Origin of the sequence: Rhizobium sp. TRM95796, assembly GCF_025779995.1 — a bacterium.
GTDB lineage: Bacteria > Pseudomonadota > Alphaproteobacteria > Rhizobiales > Rhizobiaceae > Rhizobium_E.
The window spans coordinates 95806-121977 of sequence record NZ_JAOXHE010000009.1 but is presented as its reverse complement, the minus strand read 5'-3'; the positions used below and the strand labels follow the sequence as shown (position 1 = coordinate 121977).

At 63.7% G+C, this 26172-nt stretch carries 23 protein-coding genes; 7 read left to right on the top strand and 16 right to left on the bottom strand.

Annotated elements, in window-relative coordinates; translation table 11 throughout:
* The first annotated feature begins 23 nt into the window (after positions 1–23).
* Positions 24–2078: a bifunctional aldolase/short-chain dehydrogenase gene (locus tag OCK01_RS18945; RefSeq protein ID WP_263825275.1), complete on the top strand. Its 2055-nt coding sequence runs from the start codon at positions 24–26 to the stop codon at positions 2076–2078.
* A 9-nt stretch (positions 2079–2087) separates the two neighbouring features.
* Here OCK01_RS18945 and OCK01_RS18940 read toward each other — a convergent pair whose 3' ends face one another.
* The 5 genes from OCK01_RS18940 to OCK01_RS18920 form a co-directional block, all read right to left on the bottom strand.
* A complete protein-coding gene (locus tag OCK01_RS18940; protein ID WP_263825274.1) occupies positions 2088–2504 on the bottom strand; it encodes a type II toxin-antitoxin system VapC family toxin in 417 nt (138 codons plus the stop codon).
* The gene (locus OCK01_RS18935; protein ID WP_412179036.1) at positions 2504–2713 is read right to left on the bottom strand and encodes a type II toxin-antitoxin system VapB family antitoxin; all 210 of its coding nucleotides are present in this window, start codon (positions 2711–2713) and stop codon (positions 2504–2506) included. Before OCK01_RS18935 ends, OCK01_RS18940 begins: the two co-directional genes overlap by 1 nt.
* Positions 2714–2900: 187 nt before the next feature.
* Positions 2901–3950: a substrate-binding domain-containing protein gene (locus OCK01_RS18930; protein ID WP_263825272.1), complete on the bottom strand. Its 1050-nt coding sequence runs from the start codon at positions 3948–3950 to the stop codon at positions 2901–2903.
* Positions 3951–4038: 88 nt separating this feature from the next.
* Positions 4039–5046: an ABC transporter permease gene (locus tag OCK01_RS18925; protein WP_182829668.1), complete on the bottom strand. Its 1008-nt coding sequence runs from the start codon at positions 5044–5046 to the stop codon at positions 4039–4041.
* A 47-nt stretch (positions 5047–5093) separates the two neighbouring features.
* Positions 5094–6602, bottom strand: a complete 1509-nt coding sequence (locus tag OCK01_RS18920; RefSeq protein ID WP_263825271.1) for a sugar ABC transporter ATP-binding protein — start codon at positions 6600–6602, stop codon at positions 5094–5096.
* A 140-nt stretch (positions 6603–6742) separates the two neighbouring features.
* On the opposite strand from OCK01_RS18920, the gene mtnK reads away from it, so the two are divergent.
* From mtnK to OCK01_RS18895, 5 genes are read left to right on the top strand one after another with little or no spacing between them, the layout of a single operon-like run.
* Positions 6743–8005: an S-methyl-5-thioribose kinase gene (gene mtnK, locus OCK01_RS18915; protein WP_263825270.1), complete on the top strand. Its 1263-nt coding sequence runs from the start codon at positions 6743–6745 to the stop codon at positions 8003–8005.
* On the top strand, positions 8002–9096 hold the full coding sequence (gene mtnA / locus OCK01_RS18910; RefSeq protein ID WP_263825269.1) for an S-methyl-5-thioribose-1-phosphate isomerase: 1095 nt from the start codon (positions 8002–8004) through the stop codon (positions 9094–9096). The genes mtnK and mtnA overlap by 4 nt, the downstream gene beginning before the upstream one ends.
* A gap of 5 nt (positions 9097–9101) precedes the next feature.
* On the top strand, positions 9102–10037 hold the full coding sequence (locus OCK01_RS18905) for a transketolase (protein WP_263825268.1): 936 nt from the start codon (positions 9102–9104) through the stop codon (positions 10035–10037).
* A gap of 2 nt (positions 10038–10039) precedes the next feature.
* The gene (locus tag OCK01_RS18900; RefSeq protein ID WP_263825267.1) at positions 10040–11041 is read left to right on the top strand and encodes a transketolase family protein; all 1002 of its coding nucleotides are present in this window, start codon (positions 10040–10042) and stop codon (positions 11039–11041) included.
* Positions 11041–12159, top strand: coding sequence for a RuBisCO large subunit C-terminal-like domain-containing protein (locus tag OCK01_RS18895; protein ID WP_263825266.1), 1119 nt, complete (start codon positions 11041–11043; stop codon positions 12157–12159). Before OCK01_RS18900 ends, OCK01_RS18895 begins: the two co-directional genes overlap by 1 nt.
* Before the next feature lie 56 nt (positions 12160–12215).
* Here OCK01_RS18895 and minE read toward each other — a convergent pair whose 3' ends face one another.
* Genes minE through minC form a run of 3 tightly spaced genes read right to left on the bottom strand, consistent with a single transcriptional unit; the run spans position 12216 to position 14104 of the window.
* Complete coding sequence (minE, locus tag OCK01_RS18890; RefSeq protein ID WP_137157519.1) at positions 12216–12476, bottom strand: cell division topological specificity factor MinE; 261 nt, start codon at positions 12474–12476, stop codon at positions 12216–12218.
* Positions 12473–13288, bottom strand: a complete 816-nt coding sequence (gene minD / locus OCK01_RS18885) for a septum site-determining protein MinD (RefSeq protein WP_182829673.1) — start codon at positions 13286–13288, stop codon at positions 12473–12475. Before minD ends, minE begins: the two co-directional genes overlap by 4 nt.
* A 30-nt stretch (positions 13289–13318) precedes the next feature.
* Positions 13319–14104 (bottom strand): septum site-determining protein MinC, encoded by a 786-nt coding sequence (gene minC / locus OCK01_RS18880; protein ID WP_263825437.1) that lies wholly within the window; start codon positions 14102–14104, stop codon positions 13319–13321.
* Positions 14105–14316: 212 nt separating this feature from the next.
* Here minC and OCK01_RS18875 point away from each other — a divergent pair, with 212 nt between their 5' ends.
* Entirely contained in the window at positions 14317–15963 is a 1647-nt protein-coding gene (locus OCK01_RS18875) for an adenylate/guanylate cyclase domain-containing protein (RefSeq protein WP_263825265.1), read from the top strand.
* Positions 15964–15973: 10 nt separating this feature from the next.
* On the opposite strand, the gene OCK01_RS18870 is transcribed toward OCK01_RS18875, so the two are convergent.
* From OCK01_RS18870 to OCK01_RS18835, 8 genes are read right to left on the bottom strand one after another with little or no spacing between them, the layout of a single operon-like run.
* Complete coding sequence (locus OCK01_RS18870; protein WP_263825264.1) at positions 15974–17488, bottom strand: aldehyde dehydrogenase family protein; 1515 nt, start codon at positions 17486–17488, stop codon at positions 15974–15976.
* A complete protein-coding gene (locus OCK01_RS18865; protein WP_263825263.1) occupies positions 17485–17973 on the bottom strand; it encodes a (2Fe-2S)-binding protein in 489 nt (162 codons plus the stop codon). Before OCK01_RS18865 ends, OCK01_RS18870 begins: the two co-directional genes overlap by 4 nt.
* The gene (locus OCK01_RS18860) at positions 17970–21107 is read right to left on the bottom strand and encodes a molybdopterin cofactor-binding domain-containing protein (protein ID WP_263825262.1); all 3138 of its coding nucleotides are present in this window, start codon (positions 21105–21107) and stop codon (positions 17970–17972) included. Before OCK01_RS18860 ends, OCK01_RS18865 begins: the two co-directional genes overlap by 4 nt.
* Positions 21107–21976: an aromatic ring-hydroxylating oxygenase subunit alpha gene (locus OCK01_RS18855; RefSeq protein ID WP_263825261.1), complete on the bottom strand. Its 870-nt coding sequence runs from the start codon at positions 21974–21976 to the stop codon at positions 21107–21109. The genes OCK01_RS18860 and OCK01_RS18855 overlap by 1 nt, the downstream gene beginning before the upstream one ends.
* A gap of 3 nt (positions 21977–21979) precedes the next feature.
* Positions 21980–23365, bottom strand: a complete 1386-nt coding sequence (locus OCK01_RS18850; protein WP_263825260.1) for an amidohydrolase — start codon at positions 23363–23365, stop codon at positions 21980–21982.
* Positions 23366–23405: 40 nt separating this feature from the next.
* Positions 23406–24965, bottom strand: a complete 1560-nt coding sequence (locus OCK01_RS18845; protein WP_263825259.1) for a GMC family oxidoreductase — start codon at positions 24963–24965, stop codon at positions 23406–23408.
* 8 nt (positions 24966–24973) lie between these two features.
* Positions 24974–25582, bottom strand: coding sequence for a thiamine pyrophosphate-dependent enzyme (locus tag OCK01_RS18840; RefSeq protein WP_263825258.1), 609 nt, complete (start codon positions 25580–25582; stop codon positions 24974–24976).
* A complete protein-coding gene (locus OCK01_RS18835) occupies positions 25579–26079 on the bottom strand; it encodes a thiamine pyrophosphate-binding protein (protein ID WP_137157529.1) in 501 nt (166 codons plus the stop codon). The genes OCK01_RS18840 and OCK01_RS18835 overlap by 4 nt, the downstream gene beginning before the upstream one ends.
* Positions 26080–26172 lie beyond the last annotated feature (93 nt).

Sequence of the window (26172 nt, the reverse complement as noted above, 5' to 3'; positions counted from 1 at the left end):
GGAATCATGTTGAGGAGGAAACTATGGACAATCTCTGGAACGACCAGGACGCCGAGCGCATGGTCGAAACCTATGCGCCCAAGGGCGTCAACCCCGATCTCGCGCTGCGCACCTATACGACGCGACTACTCGGCGGCGTGCCGAAACTCGTGCTGCATGGCGGCGGCAATACGTCGGTCAAGACCACCGTCACCGACCTCGTCGGCGATGAATGGGACGTGCTCTGCGTCAAGGGCAGCGGCTGGGACATGGGCGTGATCGAGCCCGCTGGCCTTCCGGCGGTCAAGATCGCGCCGCTCCTGAAAGCTCGCAAGCTCGATCGTCTGTCGGACGAGGACATGGTGACGCTGCAGCGCGCCAATCTCATCGATCCATCCTCGCCCAATCCCTCGGTGGAAGCGCTGCTGCACGCCTTCATTCCGCATAAATTCGTCGATCACACCCATTCCACCGGCGTGCTCGCCATCGCCGATCTCTCCGACAGCATGGCGCGCAGCAAGGAGCTCTATGGCGACAAGATGGGCTATGTGCCCTATGTCATGCCCGGCTTCGCGCTCGCGAAACTGGCCGCCGAAGTCTATGACCGGAATCCCGAAGTCGAAGGCCTGATCCTCGACAAGCATGGCATCTTCACCTTCGGCGAAACCGCCAAGGAAGCCTATGACCGGATGATCCACTATGTGAGCATGGCCGAGGATTATGTTCGCGCCCATGGCCGCAATCCGTTTACCCCCGTCACCCTGCCGAGCGCGCTCGCCAGGCCCGGGGACATCGCGCCGATGCTGCGCGGCGCCGTCGCTGTGCCGAAAGGCGAGGGTCGTTTCGACCGCATGGTCAGCGAATTCCGCACCTCTCCCGAGATCCTCGCTTTCGTCAATGCGGCCGAAGTCGAGGATATGGCGCGGCGCGGCGTGTCGACGCCGGATCTCTCCATCCGCATCAAGACCGGGCCGGTGGTGCTGGCCGCGCCAGAGGTCGGAACGCTCGACGCCTATAAGTCCGACATCGCCGCCCGTGTCGCCGGCTTCGTCGAGGATTACACCAATTACTTCAAGGCAAATGACGGCCGCGACGGCGTCAAGAAGATCATGCTCGATCCCATGCCGCGCCTGACGCTGGTTCCCGGTCTCGGCCTGTTCGGCCATGGCCGCACGCTGAAGGACGCGAAGATCGCCGCCGATGTCGCTGAAACCTGGATCGAGACCGCCCGCGACGCCGAATCCATCGGCCGTTTCGAGCCGGTCAGCAAGCCCGACCTCTTCGATCTCGAATATTGGTCTCTGGAACAGGCCAAGCTCGCCGGCGCCAAGCCCAAGCCGTTCACGGGCCAGGTGGCGCTGGTCACCGGCGGCGCGGGCGCAATCGGCGCGGCTGTGGCCAAGGCCTTCGCCCGCGAAGGCGCCCATGTCGTGGTGCTCGATCTCGACGGCGCCAAGGCAGCAGACGCGGCCAAGGCGGCCGGCAATATGTCGATCGGCGTCGCCTGCGACGTCACAGATCCAGCCTCTGTCCGCGCCGCTTTCGACAAGGCTGTCGCGACCTATGGCGGCGTCGATATCGTCATCTCCAATGCCGGCGCGGCCTGGGAAAGTCCGATCGCCACCATGGACGACGCGCTGCTGCGCAAGAGTTTCGAGCTGAACTTCTTCGCCCATCAGACGGTGGCTCAAAATGCTGTGCGCATTATGAAGGAGCAGAGCACGGGTGGGGCGCTGTTGTTCAACGCCAGCAAGCAGGCGATCAATCCGGGCGCAAAGTTCGGCGCTTACGGACTGGCCAAAGCGGCGACTTTGTTCCTGTCGCGGCAATATGCGCTGGAGCATGGCGCGGACGGCATCCGCGTCAACGCCGTCAACGCCGACCGCATTCGCTCCGGCCTGCTCAACGACGAGATGATCGCCAATCGCGCCGCCGCCCGCGGCCTGTCCGTCAAGGACTATATGGGCGGCAATCTGCTCGGTCTCGAAGTGACCGCCGAGGACGTGGCGCAGGCTTTCGTCCACCATGCGCTGGCGGAGCGGACGACGGCCGATGTCACGACCGTGGATGGCGGCAATATTGCCGCGATCTTGAGGTAACCGGCTCCGTTAGCCCAGATCGGTATGTATGAAGTCGTTCCCCTTGTAGAGGAGGGGAACGCGTTCAGCTTTTGCGCATGCGTAGCTAAAACAATCTCCAAGATTTAGGCTCGCGCGATGGCCGACCACCTTGCCATAGTCGCGAGCGGCATTCAGGGCCAAAGCGCCGATTTCTGCCGTAATGCTAACTTCTCGCGCGCCAATATCGAGGAGGAAGGTTTCGAAGCCTCGTTCGGCTTCTTGGAGCGCCTGTCTACGGTTGATAGCGAAGGACTTCTGGCTGCGAGCGAGCGCCATAACCGCTTCGAACCTAGCGAGTGGGGAAACCAGGAAGGTTTCGCTGCTCTCATCCAAGCTATCCGCAATGCTTTCCCACCCTGGCTCTCGCGCGAGAAGGGCCACAATGACTGAGGCATCCAGAAACATTAAAGATCGCCCCACATCTCGTCGGAAAACTTCTTCATGTCGAAGTCCGGATCTCGGGGTCCCATCTTGGCGATGATTTCCTGTGCTGCAGCGAGCCGCTCGCGCATCGGCCTCTTTTCGCTGACGCGTTTCAGTTCATTTTCAAGCGCTTGCTTGACGGCATCCTTTTTGGTCGGCGCGTTTGTCGCTTTTTGAAGCTCGCTCGCCAAGGCGTCGACTGTGTCATCGCGAATGAATAGAGCCATAAGGAGCCTTTCCAGATATCTCTCCTCTCATAGCAGATATATGGGAGCGGCGAAATGCCTTGCCCAGATGTGAAAAACCAAGCTCCGAAATGCAAAAAAGCCCAGCCGGGGCGAACCGGCTGGGCTCTTTCATATCCTGTCGAGCTCGAGCTTACTTTGCGTTCGGGTTCGGCATCCAGGCGGGCATCGCCACGTCGGCATGGGCGAATTGCGGCAGTTTCGCGCCGAGTTCCTCGACATTCTTGATGTCCTTGTCGAGCAGATCCTTCTGGGTGATCAGCGTCGGCGGAACGATGACGCTTTTGCCGGGGTCTTCGCCGGCGAGCATCATGGCGAGCGCGCGGACCGAGACCTGGCCGACGACGGCGGGGTTGGTGGCGGCGGTGGCGGCCCAGGCGGAGCCCGGTTCGCGCATCGCGGCGATGTCGGAGGTCGAGATGTCGGCGGAATAGATCTTGACGCTGGACGACAGGCCGGCTTCGTCGACGGCGATCTTCACGCCCTTAGCGAATTCGTCATAGGGCGCGAACATCACCGTAATGTCGGGATTGGCCGAAATCACCGAACGGGCCTGGTTGGCGACCGAATTGGCGATCGGATTGTCGAGCGTGCCGAACATCGCCTTTTCCTTGATGCCCGGATATTTCGCCTTGAACTCTTTCCAGGTTTCGTCGCGGCGGTCGAGCGGCGCGATGCCGGCGACATAGACATAGCCGGCGTTGAAGCTCTCGCCATTGTCCTTGATCGCCTGTTCAAGGGCGAGACGGGCGAGGTCGCGGTCGGACTGTTCGATCTGCGGGATCTTGTCATTTTCGACATTGACGTCGAAAGCCACGACCTTGATGCCGGCGGCCACTGCACGCTGGGCGGCTTCCTTCATGGATTCGGTCAGGCCGTGCTGAATGATGATGCCCTGCACGCCCATGGCGATGGCCTGGTCGACCATGTCGGCCTGGAGCGCTGCGTCCTGCCGGCTGTCAAGCACGCGCAGGTCGATGCCGAGCGCCTTGGACTGGGCTTCCACGCCCGCCAGATAGGACTGGAAGAAGTCGCCGGTCGAGAGATAGCGCACCAGCGCGATCTTGGCGCCGGGCTTGTCGAAGGGGGCGGGCATATCGGCTGCGAGTGCCGCGCCTCCCAACGCGGCGGCGCCGATGACGCCGAGGGTGAGTTTTCCGAGCAGTCTGCGGGTGATCGTCATAGGGCTCCTCCACTTATTGACGGTCTGGTGTCTGTTCTTGCGCCTGCCGTCGGATAAAAATCCTGCGGCAGGCGATGGTCCGGGCCGGTCACCGCTTGCGGTGCGACAGCGCGAAGGTGAAGACGAGAGCGACGACGAGCACGCCGCCCTTGACGAAATCCTGGGTGTAATAGGGCGCGTTCATCATCGTCAGGCCCTGCAGGAGCACGCCGACAAACAATGCGCCGATGGCCGTGCCGAAGGCGTTGGGCTTGGCTGCGCCCAGCACCGCGAAACCGATGAGCGCCGCAGCCACCGCATCCAAGAGCAGATTGTTGCCCGAGGCGATATCGCCGCGTCCCAGACGGGCGGCGAGCAGGATGCCGCCGATCGAGGCGAAGACGCCGGAGATGACATAGGCGCTGATCTTATAGGCGTTGACCGGCGCGCCGGCGAGCGAGGCGGCGCGCTCATTCGAGCCGACGGCATACATCATGCGGCCGAAGCGGGTGTATTCGAGGAAGAACCAGATGACGATCGCCAGGACAATCAACACAACCACCGACACCGGCAACAGGTTCGGCAGGATGAAATCGAAGCGATGGCGGCCGAGCGCCAGAAAGGCGGGCGAGAACGTGCCGTTTGCCACAGTTCCATCCGGCAGGCTCATGCCGGTGGCGATCGAGCGGCCCTCGGTCGGAATGCGCTGCAGGCCGACGAGCAGGAACATCATGCCCAGCGTCGCCAGGAGATCCGGCACGCGCATATAGACGATCAGCACGCCGTTCACGAGGCCCACGGCGACGCCGATCAGGATGCAGACGAGGGTGGCGGTCATCGCATCGCCGCCCATCACCACCATCACATAGGACGAGGCCATCATCGCCGTGGTGGCGACCGAGCCGATCGACAGGTCGAAGCCGCCCACCACCAGCGTGGCAGTGACGCCCAACGCCAGAATGCCGGTGATCGACACCGATTGCAGGATGAAGACGGCGCTCTGCGGCGAGGCGAAGCCGTCGGTCGACACGCAGAAGAACAGGATCAGACCGAGCAGCAGCACGAGGAAGCCGTATTTGATCGCGAGTTCGCGGCCGGTCAGCTTGCGGGCCTGCATCGGCCTGTGGGTGAGGGGGGACGTGGCGTTCGTCTGTTCGGTCATGATCAGGCAACCATATGATTTTGGCCCGCGATCTGAGCGAGCAATTTGTCGAGATCGATGTCGGCGTTTTGATGTTCGCCGACGATCGTGTGTTCCGACATCACGAGAATGCGGTCGGCGACCTCGAAGGCCTCGTCGAGTTCGGTGAGAAAAACCACGGTGGCGCGGTCATCGGCCGAGGCGCGCAATTTCGCGCCGATATCGCGGCGGGCGGCGATGTCGACGCCCTGGAAAGGCTCGTCGAGGATCAGGAGACGCGAGGCCTGCGACAGCCAGCGGCCCACCATCACCTTCTGCTGATTGCCGCCGGACAGGGTGTTCATCTCGTCCAATTCATTGCGGCAGACCACGCCGAGCTCGCGGATCTGACGCTGCGCCATGTCGCGTTCACGGCGCCTGTTGGTGACGCCGAAGGTCGAGATGCGCCGCAGAAACGGCAGGCTGATGTTTTCGTAGATGTTGAAGCCCGGCACGATGCCGTTGTCGCCGCGATCCTTGGCGATGAGAAACACGCCTTTGTCGATCGCAGCCCGCGTTGATGTCGGGTGATAGGCGCTGCCGTCCAGGCGCATCTGGCCCGAGAAAGGTCGGCGCGCGCCGAACAGCGTTTCGGCCAGCACCGTCTTGCCGACGCCGACAAGGCCGGTGATCGCCACCACTTCGCCCGCGCCGAAGGACAGCGAAAAGGGCTTGGATGTCGGCGCGATCTGCAAGCTGTCTGCAGTGAAGACGGGTCGCGTCGCGGCGCGTAGCGCGATGTCGCCCGCCGAGACCTTCTTGCCCAGCATGGCGTTGACGGCGCCTTCGTAATCGAGCTTCGGTCCTTCGAAGAGGCCGGCGATGCGGCCGTCGCGCAGGCTGACGATCGTGTCGGCGAGCCGGCGGATGTCGGACATGCGGTGAGAAATATAAAGAATGGCGACGCCGCGCGCCTTGAGACGCTCGACGAGCTCAAACAGCCGCTCGGCCTCGGCGCTCGACAGCGACGAGGTCGGCTCGTCGAGGATCAGCACTTTCGGCTCATGCGCCATGGCGCGGGCGATCGCCACCATCTGGCGGTCTGCGAGCGAGAGGTCGTTGATGCTGGCGGAGAGATCGAGCGACAGTCCCATGCGCTCGGCCACGCTTTGGGCTTCGCGCCTGACGCGGCGGGGATTGAAGATCAGCCGCGCGCCGCGACCGTTCAGCCGGTCGAGCGTCAGATTGGAGGCGACGTCGAGATCGGCCACCACGCCGTCATTGATGTTCTGATGCACGGTCACCACGCCCGCGCGCATCGCTTCCGCCGGCGTCACAGGCGAATAGGCCGCGCCCGCCAGCGACATTGAGCCGCCGTCATGGTCGTAGACGCCGCTGACGATACGCACCAGCGTGGATTTTCCGGCGCCATTGGCGCCCATCAACACCGTCACCGCTCCAGCGCGCAATTCGAGATCGACCCCGACCAGAACATGGACGCGACCGAACGATTTGCGCAAGCCGTCGATGCGGAACACCGCTTCTTGCACCATGAACTCCTCCCTTGCCCATACTCTAGAGGGGCGTTTAATCAAATGTCAAGGCCATTGACATTTGCTAGCGCCGCATTTTAGGAATTGGGGGAGGGCCGGTTTGCGCATGGAGGCGCGCCGGGATCCACGGGAGGAAATTGATGCAAACATTCGAGGCGCTGAACGCCGAGACGCTGCCCGTTCGTCTCGGCTCCTACGCCGTCCTGACCGACCGCATCGGCTCGGCCGCGGACGGCTGGACCGTTCGCGAAGTGGGCGACGGCAATCTCAATCTTGTCTTCATCGTCGAAGGCAAAAAGGGCAGCCTGATCGTCAAGCAGGCGCTGCCTTATGTGCGTCTGGTCGGCGAAAGTTGGCCCTTGCCGCTGAAGCGGTCCTATTTCGAATACAACGCGCTGATCCGCCAGGCGGAGCGCGATCCGGGAATGACGCCGGAAGTGCTGTTCTTCGATCGCGAACAGGCAATCATCGTCATGGAGTTCCTGACGCCGCACATCATCCTGCGGCGCGCCCTGATCGAGGGCCAGCAGCTTCCCAAGATCGGCCGCGATCTCGGCCTGTTTTTGGCGCGCACGCTGTTTCGCGGCTCCGACCTCGCCATGGAGGCGCGCAAGCGCAAGGAAGATCTGGCGCTGTTCGCGGACAATGTCGAACTTTGCGACATCACCGAGAACCTCGTCTTCTCCGATCCCTACTACGAAGCCAAATTGAACAGGCACACGACGCCGCAGCTCGACGGCATCGTGGCCGAACTCCGCGCTGACCGCGATCTCAAAGTCGAGGCGCAGCGGTTGAAGCACAAATTCGCGGCGCATGCCGAAACGCTGCTGCATGGCGACTTCCACACCGGGTCGGTGATGGTGACGCCCGACAATACCCGCGTCATCGATCCAGAATTCGCCTTTTACGGTCCAATGGCCTTCGACGTCGGCATGCTGCTCGCCAATTTCTGGATGAGCTATTTCTCGCAGTCCGGCCATGAAAAAGCCAGCGACCGCGAGGAGATGCGCGCCTATCTGCTGGGCGTCGTCACCGAGATCTGGGATGTGTTCCGCGCCGAATTCGCCAATCTCTGGCGCACCGAGCGCAAGGGCATCCTCTATCAGGCCGCTCTCTTTGAAAATCGCAGCGATCCGCTCGGGGCCGAACAGGCGCTCGATGAAGTTTTGCATGAGATCTGGGACGACATGCTCGGCTTCGCCGGCATCGAAATTCACCGGCGCATTCTCGGCCTCGCCCACAACGCCGATTTTGAAACCATCGCGGATGCGGATCTTCGCGCCCGCTGCGAAACCAAGGCGCTCAAGCTGGGCCGCCACCTCGCCGTCAACAGACACAGGATCCACGGCCTAGCCGAAATCCATGCGCTGGCCGAACGGCTGGAAAAGGAGATTGTCTCGTGAAAGTCGGAGACCGCCATTACCGCACCATCTGGATGAACGAAGACGGCCGCTCCGTCGACGTCATCGACCAGCGCTGGCTGCCGCATGAATTCCGCGTCGTCACGCTCAAGACCGTCGGCGATGTCGCCACCGCCATCCGCGATATGTGGATCCGCGGCGCGCCGCTGATCGGCGTCACCGCCGCCTATGGCGTGGCGATCGCCATGCAAGAGGATGCTTCCGACGCAGCCCTCGACCAGGTCTGGGAAAAACTGCATGAGACGCGGCCGACCGCCATCAACCTCCGCTGGGCGCTCGACGCCATGCGCGCTCATCTCAAAGCCTATCCCGAATCTGAACGCGCGGAGGCCGCCTATGCGCGGGCGCATGAGATCGCCGAGGAGGATGTCGAGCTCAACCGGTCGATCGGCGCCAATGGCTTGGAACTGATCCGCAAGATCGCCGCCGGAAAGAAGCCGGGCGAGCCGGTCAACATTCTCACCCATTGCAATGCCGGCTGGCTGGCGACCGTCGATTACGGCACCGCGACCGCGCCGATCTATATGGCGGTGGAAGAGGGCATTCCGGTTCATGTCTATGTTGACGAAACCCGGCCCCGCAATCAGGGCGCCCAGCTGACGGCCTGGGAAATGAACGGCCATGGCGTGCCGCATACGTTGATCGTCGACAATGCCGGCGGCCATCTGATGCAGCACGGTGATGTCGACATGGTCATCGTCGGCACCGACCGCACCACGGCCAATGGCGATGTGTGCAACAAGATCGGCACCTATCTCAAGGCGCTCGCCGCCCGCGACAATGACGTGCCTTTTTATGTGGCGCTGCCGTCGCCGACCATCGACTGGACGGTCAAGGACGGCGTCAAGGAAATCCCGATCGAAGAGCGCAACAGCGACGAAGTCACCTTCGTTCAGGGCCGCAACGCCGATGGCTCCATCGCCATGGTTCGCGTCTCCCCGGAAGGCAGTCCCGCCGCCAATCCGGCCTTCGACGTGACACCGGCGCGGCTGATCACTGGCCTGATCACCGAGCGCGGAGTCGCCAAGGCCTCGCCCGACGGCCTCAAGGCCATGTTCCCGGAACGGAGCTGATAGAGATGACCCTGACAAACCGGCAAAGCACGGAAGAAGTGGCCGCGGGCATCCGCAAGCGCGTCTTCTTCCACACGATGCGCAACAATGGCGGCTATCTGAGCCAAGCCTGTTCGGCTGCCGAAAGCCTCGCCTTCCTCTACAACGAAGCGCTCAATCTCGGCGAGCCGACGCTTCCGAAAGTGCCGCTGGCTTTTTCCGGCGTGCCCTCGGCGACCAATCCGGACGCCTTCACCGGCGCCGGCTATCATGGCCCCTTTGCACCCGAATATGACCGCTTCATCATTTCGCCCGCACACTACGCTTTGGTGATCTATTCGGCGCTCATCCAGATGGGTCGTATGGACGAACATGCGCTCGATCACTTCAATCGCGACGGCAGCTCCGTCGAGATGATCGGCGCCGAGCACAGCCCCGGCATGGAAGTCACCACGGGGTCGCTCGCCCAGGGCCTGTCGATGGCCTCGGGCGTCGCCTGGGCGCGCAAGCGCAAGGGAGAGCCCGGCAAGGTCTGGGTCTATATGTCGGACGGTGAGTTCCAGGAGGGACAGACCTGGGAATGCCTGGCGGCGATGAGCTATCACGGCATCGACAACATCCGCGTCGTGGTCGACGTTAACCGCCAGCAATGCGACGGCGCGATGTCCTCGGTGCTCGATCTCGGTGATCTCGCCGGGCGAGTCGCCTCTTTCGGCGTCACCTGCCGGTCGATCAATGGTCATGATCTGGACGCCTTCCGAAAGGCGGCCGCAAGCGCCGAACCCGGCAAGCCGCTGATCATTCTCGCCAACACCTCGCCCTATCAGGGCATGGAGTTCCTGAAGCGCCGTTTCCCGCGCTTGCACTATGTCCGGTTCAAGTCGACTCAGGAACGCCAGGAAATGCAGACCGCCATCGCCGCCGAACTCGGCATCGATGAAGCCGAAATCGCGAGGGCCTGATCATGGTTGAAATCGTCAATCGCCCCTATGCCAAGGCGTTCGAGGCATTCGCCTCGGCGCGGCCTGAAATTCTCTGCCTGTCGGCCGATCTCACCTCGTCCTGCGAGGTCGATGGCTTCCGCGACCGGCATCCCGACCAGTTCCTGTCGCTCGGCATGGCCGAGCAGAACATGCTGTCCTTCGCCGGCGGTCTGGCCATGCAGGGCTTCCGGCCCTTCATCCACACGTTTGCGGTCTTCCTCTATCGCCGGCCCTATGACCAGCTGATCAATTCGATCGCCTATTCGAACCGCAAGGTGAGGATGATGGGCTTCCTGCCGGGCATCACCACGCCGGGCGGCATCACTCATCAGGCGATCGAGGATATCTCGGTCATGCGGGCGATCCCCAATATGACCATTCTCGAATGCGGCGACGCCACTGAAGTCGAAACCGTTATCGAGGTCGCCGACAGCATCGACGGCCCTGTTTACGTCCGCGTGCTGCGCGGCGAGGTGCCCCGCCTCTTCTCTACCCCCTTCGCCTTCAACAAGGTGAGAACGCTGAGCGAGGGCGATGACGTGTTGGTGGTCACCGCGGGCGTCTGCACCGAAGAGGCGATGCGCGCGGCCGAACCCCTAAAAGCCCGCGGCGTCGGCGTCCATCATCTGCACGCCTCGACGCTGAAGCCTTTCGATCGCGACGCGATCGTCAAGGCTGCCGCCGGCAAGAAGGGCGTGGTGACGCTGGAGAACCACACGATCAATGGCGGTCTTGGCTCACTGGTCGCGGAAATTCTGGCGGAGGAGGGGATGGGCGTGAAATTGCGCCGGCTCGGCCTCAACGACACGTTTGCGCATGGCGCCTCCAAGCCTTACCTGATGAAGAAATACAAGCTCGACGCCAGCGCGCTCGTGGCGGCGATTTCGGATCTGCTCGGCAAGCCGCTCGACATCGCTGAAGCGGAATTCGAGGCGGTTCGTCTCGACGCAGTTCATTCCACCCAGAAAGCGGAGGCGTTGTAATGGCACGCTTTTCGGTCACCTATTGGGTCGGCGCGCGCGATGAGGACGAGGCGCGCCAGCGCGCGCTCGACATCGCGCTCGAACAGACGGTGGAGATCCCGCGCGATGCGGTGCCCGCCGGCTATATCGAGGACGAGATCCTCGGCAAGCTCGAAAGGCTCGAGCCTGGCCGCGATGCGCGCGGCGGCTTCATGGCCGAGATCTCCTATAGCGAGGACGATATCGGCGGCGATTTCCTGCAATTGCTCAACATCGTCTTCGGCAATTCCTCGATCAAGACCAATATCCGCGTCGAGGACATCACGCTGTCACCGGGCATTCTGGAGCTTTGCCCCGGCCCGCGCTTCGGCATAGACGGTTTGCGCGCCCGCGCCGGGCTGGCGTCAGGGCCGATCCTGATGTCGGCGATCAAGCCGGTCGGATTGTCGTCGCGGGAACTGGCGAAGATCGCCCATGATTTCGCGCTCGGCGGCATGGATTATGTGAAGGACGACCATGGCCTCGTCGATCAGAAGAACGCGCCGTTTCTCGATCGCGTGAAGGCCTGCGTCGCCGCCGTGCATGACGCCAACGCCAAGACCGGCGGCAAATGCTCCTTCGTGCCCAACATCACCGGTCCCGCCCGGCAAGTGCTCGACCGCGCTTTCGAAGCCAAGGAAGCCGGCGTCGGCGCCGTCATGCTCGCGCCTGCGCTGGTGGGGTATGATGTGGCGCGTGAACTCTCCGCCGATCCGTCTTTCGGCCTGCCCATCGTGTCGCATCCGACTTTCGGCGGACCGAATGTGCTGACGCCGACGACCGGCTTCTCGCTGCGCTTCTATTATGGCTTGCTGCAGCGGCTGATGGGTTGCGACGCGGTCGTCTACCCCAATTTCGGCGGACGCTTCGGCTTCAGCCTGGAAGAATGCCAGTCGATCGTCGACGGCTGCCGCGCCGAGTTCGGCGGCTACAAGTCGATCACGCCCGCGCCCGGCGGCGGCATGTCGCTCGCCCGTGTCGACGAGATGAAAGCCGCCTATGGCGACTATGTCATGTATCTGATCGGCGGCGCGCTGATCCGCGAAAAGGAGGGCCTGACCGACGCCTGCCGGCGCCTCGTCGAGGCGGTCAGGGCCTGAACCACAAAGGCCGGCGTCGATGGGCGCCGGCCTTTCGATTGTTGTCGAAAAACCGCTCAGGCGGCTTCGAGCTGGGCTTCCAGCGGAATTTCAACGTCGATTTCGAGAACCGAGACGAACTCCTCCCGATCCATGGTCACCCGCACCTTGTCGGCGTCGAGCTGCACATGCTTGGCGATCACGGCGAGGATTTCCTCGCGCAGGATGGCGCAGAGATCGGAATTGGCCGTCGCCCGTTCATGGGCGAGCAGGACCTGCAGCCGCTCCCGCGCCTTGGGCGCGGACTGGTTTTTCTTGAACAGGCCGAAAATATTCATGCAGCCCTCCGTGCGAAGATCTTGCCGAACAGTCCGCGCTTTTCGCCCGGAATGGTGACGGGCAGCGTCTCGCCGCACAGCCGGCGCGCCGCTTCGAAATAGGCCTGCGCCGGAGCGCTGCGCGCGTCGGCCAGCGTGACCGGTGCGCCGAGATTGGAGGCGCGCAGCACATCTGTGCTTTCCGGAATGATCCCGACCAGCGGAATGGAGAGGATTTCCAGCACGTCGTCGACCTTCAGCATGTCGCCGCGCTCGGCGCGGGCGGCGTCGTAACGGGTGAGAAGCAGATGCTTCTCCATCCGCTCGCCGCGTTCGGCCTTCAGCGTCTTGGAGTCGAGCAGGCCGATGATGCGGTCGGAATCGCGCACCGAGGACACTTCCGGATTGGTGACGACCACGGCGATGTCGGCGTGACGCATGGCCAGCGTCGCCCCGCGCTCAATGCCGGCGGGGCTGTCGCAGATGACCCAGTCGAAATAGCGCTTGAGCTCGCCGATCACCCATTCGACGCCTTCGGCGGTAAGATTGTCCTTGTCGCGGGTCTGCGACGCCGGCAACAGGAACAGGGTTTCCAGGCGCTTGTCGCGGATCAGCGCCTGCGGCAGCTTGGCGTCGCCTTGGATGACGTTGATGAGGTCATAGACCACGCGGCGTTCGGCGCCCATGACCAGATCGAGATTGCGCAGGCCGACGTCGAAATCGACGACGACGACCTTCTCGTTGCGCTGGGCAAGCGCCGCGCCGAGCGCGGCCGTCGACGTTGTCTTGCCGACCCCGCCTTTGCCTGACGTGACCACGATAACCTTCCCCATCCTACTCTCCTGTTTTCGGCCGGATTCGGCTTAATTGATCTTTTCCGCCATGATGGCGTCGTCTTCGAGCCACAGCTGGACAGGGTGTCCGCGCAGCGTTTCGGGCATGTCGTCCGCCATCTTGTAGACACCGTCGATGGCGATCAGTTCGGCTTCCATCTTGCGACAGAAGATGCGTGCTGCGGCATTGCCGAGAGACCCGGCCAGGGCGCGGCCGCGCAGCGCGCCGTAAATATGGATCGATCCGCCAGCGATGACCTCCGCGCCCGAGGCGACCGAGCCGATCACGGTGATGTCGCCTTCCGGGAAGATCACAGATTGTCCCGAACGCACCGGCTCGCGGATCATCAGCGATTGCAGCTGCGGGCGGCTTTCCATGATCATGGGCTGCGGAGCTTGCGCTGGCGTGACGCCGGGCTGTTCGTCGTCGGCTTTTTGATCTTCCGTCGCCTGTGGGGCCGCCGTGACAGTGGCCGGGACTTCCGAGACGTCGACATCCGAGGACGCCCGTCCGCCCTTGAGCGCCGGCGGCATGCCCGGACCGATCAACGAGGGACGCGCGCCTTCGACGCCCATGACGCTGACATTGCGCTTGGCGAGTTCCTCCAGGAAATCCTTCAGCTGCGCCCGATCGATATCGAGGCCAGAAAGGTCGAGAACGACGGGACGTCCGAGGAAGAATCCGGCCGAACGCGACGCGAGATCGTCCAGCCGCCCCAGCCAATCCTCGAAAGGAAGGTCGGGCGACAGCACGACGGCCAGGAAGGATCGGCCCTTGATGCGGATCGAGCGAGCGTCTGTTAGCACTTTGGTAATCTGTGTTAAGAATTCGTTGACATGCAGTAGCGTCCGTTAGGTTAACAAATGGTTAACGCGGCTTGCCCGAGCCTTGCGTCCAGAGCCTTCCCTTACGTGTGATGCTTTCCGGTCACGCCGAAAAAAGCGGACATTCCTGCTGCCGGGCGCTATGAAGGAAACTGCTGCGTCTATACCACGCAGGATCCCATCAGGTCCGACAGGAAGGCGTCTTGACGATTCGACATTTCATCAATCGCTCCCGCCTCCACATCGCCTCGGGCGTCACGCTCGCCGTGTTTCTCGTCACCCATTTCCTCAATCACGCGCTCGGCCTGCATTCGCTGGCGCTGATGGAATGGGGGCGCGGCTATTTCAGCCTGATCTGGCGCAGCCCGCCCGGCACAGCGCTGCTCTATGGCGCGCTTTTGACGCATGCGGCGCTGGCGCTGGAGCAGCTCGCGCGGCGTCGCAGCTGGCGGATGCCGCTCCGCGAGGCGATGAAGATCGCATTCGGCCTGTCGATTCCCTATTTGCTGATCCAGCATGTGACCGGCACGCGGCTGGAATATGTGCTGTCCGGCTATGATCGCGGATATCTCGAAGTGTTGCGCGCGCTCTGGAGCGGCCCCGGCTCGAAAATCCAGTATGTCACGGCGCTGATCGTCATCTGGGGGCATGCCTGTCTGGGGCTTTGGTTTTGGTTGCGCGGCAAGGCTTGGTTTAATCGCGTGGCCGGCGGACTTGGGGCTTTAGCGCTTCTGTTGCTGTTCATCGCGATGACCGGGTTCGTCACCGGGGCGCTCGAAGCCCGCGGCGTTCAAATCCCAAAACCCCCTGTTACGCCACTGCCGCTCGACCTTCTCTACGGCATTCAAGATTGGCTTTATGCGGGCTGGACATTGCTCATCGCGGCGGCCGGCTCCATTGGCTTCATTGTTCGCGGCGAGAAGATTCGCATCCGCTATGCGGGCGGCAAGATCGTCATCGTTCCCAAGGGATCGAGCGTTCTGGAAGCCAGCCGATCCGGCGGCGTGCCGCATGTCTCGGTCTGCGGCGGCAAGGGGCGCTGCTCCACCTGCCGCGTGCAGGTGCTCGAAGGCGGCCAGGATCAGCCGGCGCCGGAGGCGCGCGAGATCGCCACGCTGCGCAGCATCGGCGCCGGCGCCGATGTGAGGCTCGCCTGTCAGCTGCGCCCGGTCCATGATCTAACGGTGCTGCCGCTCCTGGACGCCTCGGGCATGCAGCGATCGCCACGGCGCTCCGACGAGGGAGCGGCAGGGCGGGAGCAACTGGTCGCGGCATTGTTCTGCGACCTGCGCGGTTTCACGCAATTGTCCGAGAACAAGCTGCCTTATGACGTGGTTTATCTGCTCAACCGCTATTTCGCCATGGTGGACAACGCGGTGACGGAGGCCGGCGGCGTGGTCGACAAATTCGTCGGGGACGGCGCGATTGCGCTGTTCGGGCTGGAAGGTGGTTTCGACGTCGGTTGTCGACAAGCGCTGACGGCGGCGGCGCGCCTGTCGGAAGAGCTGGGCCGGCTCAACACGTCGCTGGCCGGCGAACTCGATCGTCCCCTGCGCGTCGCGATGGGCTTGCATGGCGGCCCCGCGATCGTCGGCACGATGGGATCGGGTCGGGCGGCCGGGTTGACGGCGATCGGAGACACGATCAATACCGCGAGCCGGCTGGAAGGCCTGGCCAAGCAACGCAATGTCGAACTCGCCGTGTCCGCCGATCTCGTGCGCGCGGCGGGCGCCGACTGTGCGGATCTCCAGTCGGAACATCTTGAAATCCGCGGCAAGAGCAATCTTCTGGAAACCTGGCTGGTGCCGGACGCCGCGACGGTGCGACGCCTGCTGCCTTCTGCGCACTGACGCCGCGCGATCAGATCACGGCGCAGACGGTCTTGGTCTCCAGGTAGTTTTCCAACCCCTGTCCGCCGTTTTCATAGCCCCAGCCGGATTGTTTATGGCCGCCCTTGGGCAGTTCGGGCGAGAAATAGGAATGGCAGTTGATCCAGATCGTGCCGGCCTTCACCGCCGCCGCGACGCGATGGGCGCTCGACAGATCCTGCGTCCAGACGCTGCCGGCCAGGCCATAGGGACTGTCATTGGCGAAGGCGAGAGCTTCCTCGACCTCGTCGAAGGGCGTCACGGCCGCCACGGGGCCGAAAATCTCTTCCCGCATCATGCGCATCTCGGGCCGCACCGAGGTGACGACCGTCGGCCGGTAGAAGGCGCCGGTCTCGCCTCCCTGCCGTCCGCCCACGGCGATCTCGGCGCCGTCGGACTTGCCCTCGTCGATGAAGGCTGCCACGCGATCGGCCTGCTTGCGGTTGACCAGCGGTCCGAGATCGACTTTGGGATCGAGTCCATGGCCGAGCGTCATGCCGCCGGCCGTCGCCGCCAGTCTTTCAACGACCTCGTCATAGACGGAGCGATGCGCATAGATTCGGGAGCCCGCGACGCAGACCTGGCCGGAATTGGCGAAAATACCTCTGGAGACGCCGGGAATGGCAAGCGCCATATCGGCGTCCGATAGAATGATCGCGGGCGATTTGCCGCCGAGCTCCAACGTCAGCTTCTTGAGATTGCCCTGAGCGGCGCGGACGATGAGCTTGCCGACATCGGTCGAGCCGGTGAAGGCGACCTTGTCGACATCGGGATGGGCGGTCAACGCTGCGCCGACATCCTCGCCGAAGCCGGTGACGATGTTGACGACGCCGGCCGGCAGACCTGCCTCCATCATCAATTCGCCGAGGCGGATCGCCGTCAACGACGTCTCCTCCGCCGGTTTCAGCACGACCGTGCAGCCTGCGGCGAGCGCCGGCGCAAGCTTCATGGCGGCCATCAGCATGGGTGAATTCCAGGGCGTGATGGCGGCGACGACGCCGACGGGCTCGCGGGTGGTGTAGGCGAAGATCTGCTTGCCTTGGGGCTGATAGGCGATCGAGGTCGGGATCGTCTGCCCTAGGATCTTGGTCGCGAAGCCGGCATAGTAGCGAAATTGCTCTGCCGAGGCCGGGATCTCGCCGAAGCGGCCGGTCTTGAAGCTCTTGCCCTGATCGAGCGTTTCAAGCTCGGCGAGTTCGTCGACATGCGCCTCGATGAGATCGGCGATCCGCCACAGAAGTTTGCCGCGCGCCGAGGGCGTCATGCCTTTCCAAGTGGGGCTGGTCAATGCGCGGCGGGCTGCCGCCACGGCTTCATCGACATCCGCTGCCGTTGCGCGGGCGAGATCCGCGAGGTGGCGGCCGGATGCGGGATCGTGACTCGGAAAGGTTTCGCCCCTCTCCGCCTTACGCCAGACGCCGTCGATCAGTAGCTGTTTTTCCGGTGCGGCGAGAAACGCCCTCGCCCCTTCGCTTGCGGGTTCGTGGACGGTGAGCGTGAAGGTCATGCGAGGTCTCCGGTGGCGCGCTCCGCGCGCAGCATGGCGGCGGCCGAAAGCGCGCCGCGCAGAATGGAATGATAGCCGGTGCAACGACAGAGATTGCCTTCGAGCCCGGCGCGAATTGCGGCTTCGTCGGCGTCAGGGTTTTCTTTGAGAAGCGCGAGAAGCGCGATGGAAAAGCCCGGCGCGCAATAGCCGCATTGAAAGGCGTTTTCGGCAATCAGCGCCTCGCGCAGGATGCGTCCTTCCGGCAGGGCATCGAGACCTTCGACGGTGACGATGTCGGCGCCGTCGATCCGCCAGGCCATGGTCAGGCATGTATTGACCGCCTTGCCGTCGATCAGCGCCAGACAGGCGCCGCAACGGCCGAGGCCGCAGGCGATCTTGGTTCCCATCATGCCCAAATGTTCGCGCAACAGCGTGGCGAGCGAAAGATCAGGCGCGCAGTCCAGAGAGAGGGTTTCGCCGTTCAATGTGAAGGTTATGATCATGCAGCCTCCAGCGCGGCGAGGATCGCCTCGGGAGAAAACGGCGTCGCAGTGGGCCAGACGCCGGAGATCGCGGCGAGAGCATTGGCGATGGCCGGCGTGATCGCGCCGATGCCGAGTTCGCCGGGGCCGCGCGGCCCCAATTCGTCGCCTTCGTCGAGGCTTTCCAGCGCGAAGATCTGCATGGCGGCGGGCGCGTCTTGAATGCCAGGCAGCATGTAACTGTCGAGATTGCCGGTAAGATAGCTGCCGTCGCGCATGGTCGCATCCTCCGTCAGCGTAAAGCCCAGGCCTTGCACCGCGCCGCCCTCCAGCTGGCCGAGATAGGCGGCGACATCGATCACGGGGCCTGCGGCCGTATGCTGGTGCAGGTCGAGAATGCGGATCTCCCCCGTCACGCGGCTCACGGCAACCCGCGCCAGCGCCGCGCCGAAGGCGAAGATGTAGCGGGCATTGCCGGCGGAATAGCTGTTTTTCGGAAATTCGAAGGCGATGGTGACGCTGGGGCGTTCATTCGGCGCGAGGCGTTCGGCGAGTTGCCGAAAGGTCAGAAGCAGATCGCCGTGATTGGCGCCGCGCAGCGTGACGCCGCCGGGAGCGAGCGCCAAACTTTCGGGATCGCGGCCGAGACAGGCGGCGGCAGCAGTCCGCATCTTCAGAGAAAATTCCGGAGCGGCCCTGCGCGCCGTCAGCCATACGACGGCGGAACCACGCGAGGCGGTGGTGGAGCCGGATTCGGGCGCGAGCGTGGTGTCGCCGGTGACGGGCTGGACATCGTCGCGGCTGCAACCAAGCTCGTCGGCCAGTACGGATTTGATGGCGGTCAGCAGGCCCTGACCCATTTCATCCAGCCCATAAGCGCCCTCGATCATCCCGTCCGCGGCGAGCGAGATCCGACCGCCAGCGGGATCAGGCACCAACGAGCCCAGGCCGTTGCCCTGATAATTGAGCGCCATGCCGGCGCCGATGACCCATTCGCCATCCGACTGGACGCCCGAGGGCATCCGCCAGATCGACGAAGCCTTGGCGGCGGCGAGCATCTCGTGAATACGCTCGGACGGCGCGACCTCCTGGCCTAGATAGCCCGGCGTTCCCGGCTCGCGAAGATTGCGGGCGCGGATCTCGATCGGGTCGAGGCCTGCGAGCGCCGCAAGACGGTCCATCTGGCATTCGATGGCATAGGTCATCTGATTGGCGCCGAAGCCGCGAAACGCGCCGCAGACGCCGTTGTTGGTGTAGGCGAGCCTGCCGCGCGTCGTGACATTGGCGACGACATAAGGACCGGCGGCATGCTCCAGCGCGGTTTCGAGAACGCCGGGCCCGAGCGAGGCATAGGCGCCGGCGTCCGAGAGCACGTCGACCTCCTGCGCGACGAGGCGGCCCTCGGCGTCGCAGGCCGTGCGCATGCGGATGGTCATCGGATTGCGCTTCTGCCCGGCGAGCACGGACTCTGCCCGGCTGAGCTGAAGTCTGACCGGGCGACCGCTCTTCAGCGCCAGTAGCGCGAGCGCCGGCTGAACCGTCAGCTCATCCTTGCCGCCGAAGGCGCCGCCGGTCGGGCTGGTGATGACGCGGATTTTCTCTTCCGGCATGGCGAGAATGCGCGACAATTGCATCCGGTCGCGGCCGCCATGCTGGCCGCCGACGGCGACAAGCAGCGATCCGTCGTCCTCGATCCGCGCATAGCCGCCTTCCGTCTCCATGAAGCCGTGCATCTGGCGGGGCGTCACATAGACATTCTCGACGACATGGGCGGCCGTGGCGAAGGCTGAGGCCGCATCGCCGCGCGAAAAGGTGATCTCACGCTGCAGATTGCCGGTCCCGCGAACGCGCGGCGCGTCCGGCAGCAACGCTTGTTCCGGACTGCTCACCACCGGCAGCGCCTCATAGTCGATCCGGATCAGCGACAGCGCCTTCTCCGCGGTCTCGGCGTCGACGGCAGCGACGGCCGCCACCGCATCGCCGACATAGCGGACCTTGTCGGCGCAGAGCGCAGGCTGATCCTGCACGACGATGCCGAACGCGTTGTCGCCCTGGATATCGCGATGGGTCACGATCGCGACGACGCCGGGCAGCGCCTCGGCGAGACTGGTGTCTAGGGAGAGGATGCGGGCGTGAGGGACGCCGGCGCGGAGGATGCGGCCGACCAGCATGTCGTCCTCGCGCCGGTCTGTGAGGTAAAGAAGCTTGCCTTCGACCTTGTCGCGCATGTCTGGCCTGACATGCCAGCGATCGGGTTGCCCGCTGCGCGACAGAGCGACTTCGCCGTTGAACCCTGGAGCAGTCGGCGGTGAGTAGGCGGCGCGATCAGCCATTGTCGGCAACACGCCGCCGAGACCGTGAACGAGCGCATTCGCCGCCGCCAGCCGCCGGTAGCGGCCCGACCTGAAATCATCATCCGGCGCGTCGATCGTTTCGACAAAAGCGTCGCGGATCGCGCTCCAATCCAGATCGCAGTCGTTGCGGCCCATCAGCAACTTTTCGACGGCAAACAGCCTTTGGGGGCGCGTAACGCCGCCACCGACCGCGAGGCGCGCGCCGGTGATTCTGCCGCCGTCCATCGCGAGGATGCCCGCGACATTGATGACGCTCGGCGTGAAAGCGGCGCGAAGGCCGATCTTCCGCCATGTCCAGCGTTTCGACGGGCGCAGCGGCAGTTCTATGGCGATAATCAGTTCCAGCGCTTGCGGCGATCCAGCCAGCCATTCTTGCAGCGGCATCACGAACTGACCACCCGGCGTGGCGAGGACCAGATTGGCGTCAACAGCCAGGAGCGCGGGCAGCAGGCAGCCGTTGCGATTGGCGATATTGCCGCCGATCGTCGCCATGTTGCGGATCGAGGGGCCGGCGACGGTGCGGAGCGCGGCCGCGAGAAGAGGCGAGGCCTCCGAAAACTTGCTGTTTCCGGCGAGTTCCGCGAGCGTCGTCAACGCGCCGATGGAGGTCCGGTCCGGGTTGGATGAAACGCCTTTCAGGGCCGCAAGTCCCGAAAGATCGATCAAGCCCTCCGGTTTCGGCGCGCCCTTGGCCCAATCGAGTTGCGTCGTCGTCGCGCCCGCGACGGGTTTCAGCCTTCCGCCGCCGCTTCGGATCAGCGAGAAGACGTCGTCGATGGAGCGGGCGCGCCAGATCTGCATCAATGGCCCCCCGCCGTGGTGCCGTAACGCAGGCCCTTCTCCTTGAGCCAGCGGCGATAGGCAATGGAGGAACTGTCGGCGCGGGTGGGGATTTCGGCGCGTGGTTCGAGCGGCAAGAGCAGCGGCCGCTGGTTTTCGACGATGATCCGGTCCTGCAGGAAGATCACCTGTTCGAAATTCAGAAGCGCCTTATGGGTCGAGAGACTGTCGACCAGATACATCACCGGCTGCGCCCGGCAGAGCCCGTCCTCCATCGGCTGGATGAACAGCGCGATGGCGTCGAGCCGGTTCGGCGAGGTCGGGCAGACGCGGTACAGCATCACCACGAAAGGCGAGGGCACGCGATAGGTCAGCCGCACGAAATCGCCTTGCTCCTCGGTCGCGGCGATGCGCGGCTGGAAGAAGGTGCAATTGGTCGCCCAGACCTCGTCCACGTCGCGACGGATTTCGCTGAGGTAATTCGGCACTTCCGTATGCGGCTCCGAACCGAGAATATCCGTATGCACGAAGGGGAAATGCGCCATGTCGAGAAAATTCTCGACCACGCGCAGTCCGGACGCGCGCATCGTCACCCAGCCGCACAGAACGAAGCGGCGATCGCTCTCATCGGCTTCCTCAATATGGACGATGTCCTTTTGCGGCGCGCCGAGTGTGGTGAAAAGGCAGCCATAACGGACCCTGGTCGGCAAGTGCGGGCCGAACGCGCCGTCATCCAGCATCTCGCGCACCTCAGGCGCGCCCGAGGAATCGAGCGCGTAGATCAGCGACTGGCCGAGGAGCTTGGTCGTCTGCGGGGCCTCGGTCACTTCGCTCGCGGTCGCGATGGCGTACCAGTCGTCCAGCGCCACCTGATCGGTCGTCTTGGCCATGGCTTACTCCGTTCCGTCAGTCCATTGCTTGGTCCCGCCGCCATTGGCCTCGAGCCATGCGGCGCGGCGGGCGAAATGTTCGGGCGCGAAGCGGTGGATCTCGTCGATGATCTCGCCGATATCGGCCGTCTTCAGCGCGCCGCCTTCGACGATGATGTCGCCATCGACCATGGTCATCGCCACGTCGCCGCCGCGCACGGCGTGGACGAGATTATGGTGCAGGTTGAAATAGGGGCCTTCCGGGAAGAACGGCGTCATGCGCGGCGTGTTGGATTTCACCGCGATGATGTCGGCGCGTTTGCCCACCTCAAGCGAGCCGATCTCGTGATCGAGGCCGATGGCCTTGGCGCCGAGAATGGTGGCCATGCGCAGGCATTGCCAGCTGTCCATGGCCGCTGCGTCGCGGTCTTTCAGCTTGCCGAGCAGGGACGCGGTCTTCATCTCCTCGAACATGTCGAAATTGTTGTTCTCCTTCTCGCCATCGGTGCCGATGCCGACGGCGACGCCATGGGCGAGCATGTCGGCGATCGGCGCGATGCCGGAGGCCAGCTTCATGTTGGAGACCGGGTTATGGGCGACCGAGACATTGTATTTCGAGATCAGCTCGATCTCATGCGCGTTCAGCCAGACGGCATGGGCGATCATCGTCAGCGGCGTCTCGAAGAAGCCGAGTTCCTCGAGCGCGAACATTGGCCGCTTGCCATAGCGGGTCATGAATTCCGCCACCTCGATCTCGGCTTCCGAGCAATGGGTGTGAAAGCCGGTCTTGTGCTTCCTGGCGAGTTCGATCGCTCGCTTCTGGCCCGCCTCGTCGGCATAGAACAGATGTTCGAGGCCGACCCAGACATTGACGCGGCCGCCGGCCTTGCGGTGCCAGGTCTCGATCAACGCCTCGTTCATGTCGAGCGTGTCGAAATAGTTGTAATCCGGATGTTCGCCGACATAGGGCACGGCGACCAAGCGCGTGCCGATGGCTTCGGCGGCCCTGGCGCTGCCGTCCATATAGCGCCACATATCGACCACCGTCGTCGTGCCGGCGAGCGCGGATTCGGCGTAGCAGAGCCAGCTCGCCGTCTCCGCTTCATGCGGCTGAAGCATGCGGTGCATTGGGTTGATGTGGATAGTCAGCCAGTCCCAAACCGGCAGATGCTCGGCGGTGCCGCGCAGGAAGCCGGAATGGGCATGGGCGTTGATGAGGCCCGGCATCAGCACGGCGTTGGTCATCATCTTGACCGGAAAATCCGGATAGGCCGCCGTGATCTCGTCGAGCGGTCCGACCGCGAGGATGCGACCGTCATCGATCGCGACCGCTCCTTCGGCGATCACGGTGTTGTCGTCATCCATGGTCAGCAGGCTCTCGCCCGCGATAATCATTGCCGTCTTCGCCATGTTCTCTCCTGGTCTCCCTCATGGAGACGCGATGCAAAATTCAGGCCGCTCCCAACAGAAAATCGGCGGCGCGTTCGCCGATCATCGTGACGGGAGCATGGGTGTTACAGGTCGGTATGATCGGAATGACGGACGCATCGGCGATCGTCAGGCCATCGAGGCCGCGCAGCCGCAGGCGCGCGTCGACCACGGCCATTTCGTCATTGCCCATCTTCGCCGTCCCGACCGGATGGAAAAAGGTGGAGCATCCCTGGCGGATGAAATCGATCATCTCAGGCTTGGATAGCCGCCGGGACGGCGCCGCAAATCCATCAAACAGATCCGAGAAAGCGCGGGTTTCGGCGAGGTCCATCATCGTCTCCACCGCCACTATGAGCGCATCGAGATCGGAAGGTTCGGCCAGATAGTTCGGCTGGATGTCGAGCGGCCCGAAAGGGTCGGAGGACCACATCTTTACATGCCCGACGCTTTTGGAATGCATCAGCCCCGCGCCGATCGAGAAGACGTCGCCCGAGAGATCGTAAAGCTCGCGGATGCGCGGCTCGGCCGAATTGCCCTGGACGGGAAAGGCGTGGATATCGGGCTGGGCAAGGCCGGAACGGGATTTCCAGTTGATCATCGAGCCGCCGCCATTGTCGAGCGCCGGTCCCATCGGCTGTTTCGATCGGCAGACCACCGCCTGCACCAGCGGATGATCCTGAAGATTTTTGCCGACGCCCGGTAGCGCATGGCGCGTCTCGATGCCGAGGGATGCCAATTCCTCGGGATCGCCGATGCCGGAAAGCATCAGCAGACGCGGCGTATCGATCGCGCCCGCCGCCAGCACGACCTGGGTGGCCGCGCGCGTCTCGACAGGATTTCCCTCCAGGAGATGGCGGACGCCGACGATCGCGCCGTTCTCGATCATCAGGCCGACAGCCTGGGAGTTGCAGAGGATCGTGAGGCGCGGATTGTCGAATATGGGCGCGAGATAGCCCGTGACGGAACTCCAGCGCTTGCCGCCGGAAATGTTGAAGTTCGAGGGCGCGGCGCCTTCATTGGTCGCTGCATTGGGATCTGCGATTACGGGAATTCCGAGTTCCTCAGCCCCGTCGATCATCGCTTGCGCGACGGGATGCAGCGCCTTGCTGGTCTCGATTCTCAACGGTCCGCCGGCGCCGCGGAACTTTGTTTCGCCGCCTTCCCAGTCTTCCGCGCGTTTGAAATAGGGCAGGCAGTCGGCAAAGCTCCAGCCGTCGCATCCGGCGGCCCCCCAGGCGTCGTAATCGGCGGGGTGGCCGCGATACCACATCATGGCGTTGGTGGAGGAGGAGCCGCCGAGCACCTTGCCGCGCGGAATGCCGATTGTGCGGCCGGCGACGCGCTCGGTCGGGGCGTAGTCGTAAAGCCAGTCATGCCGGCTGCGGCCGAGCGGCACCCATCGAGTTGGATCGGTGATCTCAGGCGCGTCGAATTCTGCGGAGCCAGCCTCGATCACTAGGACTGTCGCATCCGAGCCGTCGATCAGCCGCCGCGCCACCGCCGCGCCGCCCGAGCCCGAGCCGACGACAATATAGTCATAGGCTTTGAGGAGCGGGCGGTTGGGGACGGGGCTCGGCATCATCTGTCTCAGTTGTGCTCGCTCGGGCCCATGATGACGATGCCTTCGGTCGCCTCGACATGGCGGACGAAGATGTACTTGTCCTCGCGGCCGTCGGAATGCTTGCGCTTGATGTCGGGCTGCACCGTGCCCGCCACTTTCGCGACGACGATATAGGGAACATCGGCGGATAATCCGGCCTCGCAATGGGCTTCGAACTCTTCGAGCGTCCGGGCGGTGAAGGCGTTTTCGACTCCCGCGCCGCGGGCGATGGCGGCGATATCAACCCGGCCGGAGGCGGTATGCGTCGGCGGGCCGCCGATCGACTGGTAGCACTCGTTGTCCCAGACCACCACGAACAGGTTTTTCGGCTGCTCATTGCCGAGCGTGGCGAGGATGCCGAGATTGAACATCATGCCGCCATCGGTGTCGAGCGAGACGATGCGGCGATGCGGAAGGCCGGCGGCCAATCCAAAAGCCTGCGGCGTCACGCAGCCGAGTTGTTGCTGGAACAGGCTCGCCTCGCGCATATGCGGGGCGGCGTTGTACCATTCGTCGACGGATGCGCCGAGCGAGAGGATGACCAGTTCGTCCTTGAGACGGGCGGCAAGCAGCGTCATGCAGTCATAGCGCTTCATCGCACGATCTCCCCGCCGAGCGCGATGGCCGAATGGTAATAGGCGTTGTAGGACCAGTTATAGGCGTCGACGATCGACTGCTCGATCTGCTCCTCTTCGCGCACGATCCGGTAGGGAATGCGCAGCGCGTTCAAGACCGGCTCCATGGTGATGCCGTGCGGGATGGCCCACCAGTTGTTCTCGCCGAGTTCACCGCGATAGCTCATCAGCATCACCACCGGAATGCCGGCGCCGAGGCCCATGCGGGCGAGCGGTTCGACCGAGGCGCGCAGGCCGGAATTCTCCATCACCAGCGCCGCGCGCTTGCCGGACAGGAACACGCCGCCGCAGATCGCCGCGCCTTCGCCCTCATTGGTCACGCGGATCGTGCGGATGTCGGGATCGGCGTCGAGCGCCGGATAAAGCGGCTTGAAAAGGGAATCGGGCAGATAGCAGACGATGGACACGCCCGCTTTCTTGAGCCCGCGCAACACCGCGTCGACGGCTGATGGCTTCATGATGGTCTCTCCGTTCCGGGAGAGAAAAGCAAAGTCGAGATGTTCCGAATAGACGGGAAAACTTGTTGCTGTTGTTGCCTCAAACGCAACATC

Coding starts and splice junctions, on each gene's coding strand:
- OCK01_RS18945 (WP_263825275.1), top strand. CDS start 24: ATGGACAATCTCTGGAACGACCAGGACGCCGAGCGCATGGTCGAAACC.
- OCK01_RS18940 (WP_263825274.1), bottom strand. CDS start 2,504: ATGTTTCTGGATGCCTCAGTCATTGTGGCCCTTCTCGCGCGAGAGCCA.
- OCK01_RS18930 (WP_263825272.1), bottom strand. CDS start 3,950: ATGACGATCACCCGCAGACTGCTCGGAAAACTCACCCTCGGCGTCATC.
- OCK01_RS18925 (WP_182829668.1), bottom strand. CDS start 5,046: ATGCAGGCCCGCAAGCTGACCGGCCGCGAACTCGCGATCAAATACGGC.
- OCK01_RS18920 (WP_263825271.1), bottom strand. CDS start 6,602: ATGGTGCAAGAAGCGGTGTTCCGCATCGACGGCTTGCGCAAATCGTTC.
- mtnK (WP_263825270.1), top strand. CDS start 6,743: ATGCAAACATTCGAGGCGCTGAACGCCGAGACGCTGCCCGTTCGTCTC.
- OCK01_RS18905 (WP_263825268.1), top strand. CDS start 9,102: ATGACCCTGACAAACCGGCAAAGCACGGAAGAAGTGGCCGCGGGCATC.
- OCK01_RS18900 (WP_263825267.1), top strand. CDS start 10,040: ATGGTTGAAATCGTCAATCGCCCCTATGCCAAGGCGTTCGAGGCATTC.
- OCK01_RS18895 (WP_263825266.1), top strand. CDS start 11,041: ATGGCACGCTTTTCGGTCACCTATTGGGTCGGCGCGCGCGATGAGGAC.
- minE (WP_137157519.1), bottom strand. CDS start 12,476: ATGAATATTTTCGGCCTGTTCAAGAAAAACCAGTCCGCGCCCAAGGCG.
- minD (WP_182829673.1), bottom strand. CDS start 13,288: ATGGGGAAGGTTATCGTGGTCACGTCAGGCAAAGGCGGGGTCGGCAAG.
- OCK01_RS18870 (WP_263825264.1), bottom strand. CDS start 17,488: ATGACCTTCACGCTCACCGTCCACGAACCCGCAAGCGAAGGGGCGAGG.
- OCK01_RS18865 (WP_263825263.1), bottom strand. CDS start 17,973: ATGATCATAACCTTCACATTGAACGGCGAAACCCTCTCTCTGGACTGC.
- OCK01_RS18860 (WP_263825262.1), bottom strand. CDS start 21,107: ATGCAGATCTGGCGCGCCCGCTCCATCGACGACGTCTTCTCGCTGATC.
- OCK01_RS18855 (WP_263825261.1), bottom strand. CDS start 21,976: ATGGCCAAGACGACCGATCAGGTGGCGCTGGACGACTGGTACGCCATC.
- OCK01_RS18850 (WP_263825260.1), bottom strand. CDS start 23,365: ATGGCGAAGACGGCAATGATTATCGCGGGCGAGAGCCTGCTGACCATG.
- OCK01_RS18845 (WP_263825259.1), bottom strand. CDS start 24,965: ATGCCGAGCCCCGTCCCCAACCGCCCGCTCCTCAAAGCCTATGACTAT.
- OCK01_RS18840 (WP_263825258.1), bottom strand. CDS start 25,582: ATGAAGCGCTATGACTGCATGACGCTGCTTGCCGCCCGTCTCAAGGAC.
- OCK01_RS18835 (WP_137157529.1), bottom strand. CDS start 26,079: ATGAAGCCATCAGCCGTCGACGCGGTGTTGCGCGGGCTCAAGAAAGCG.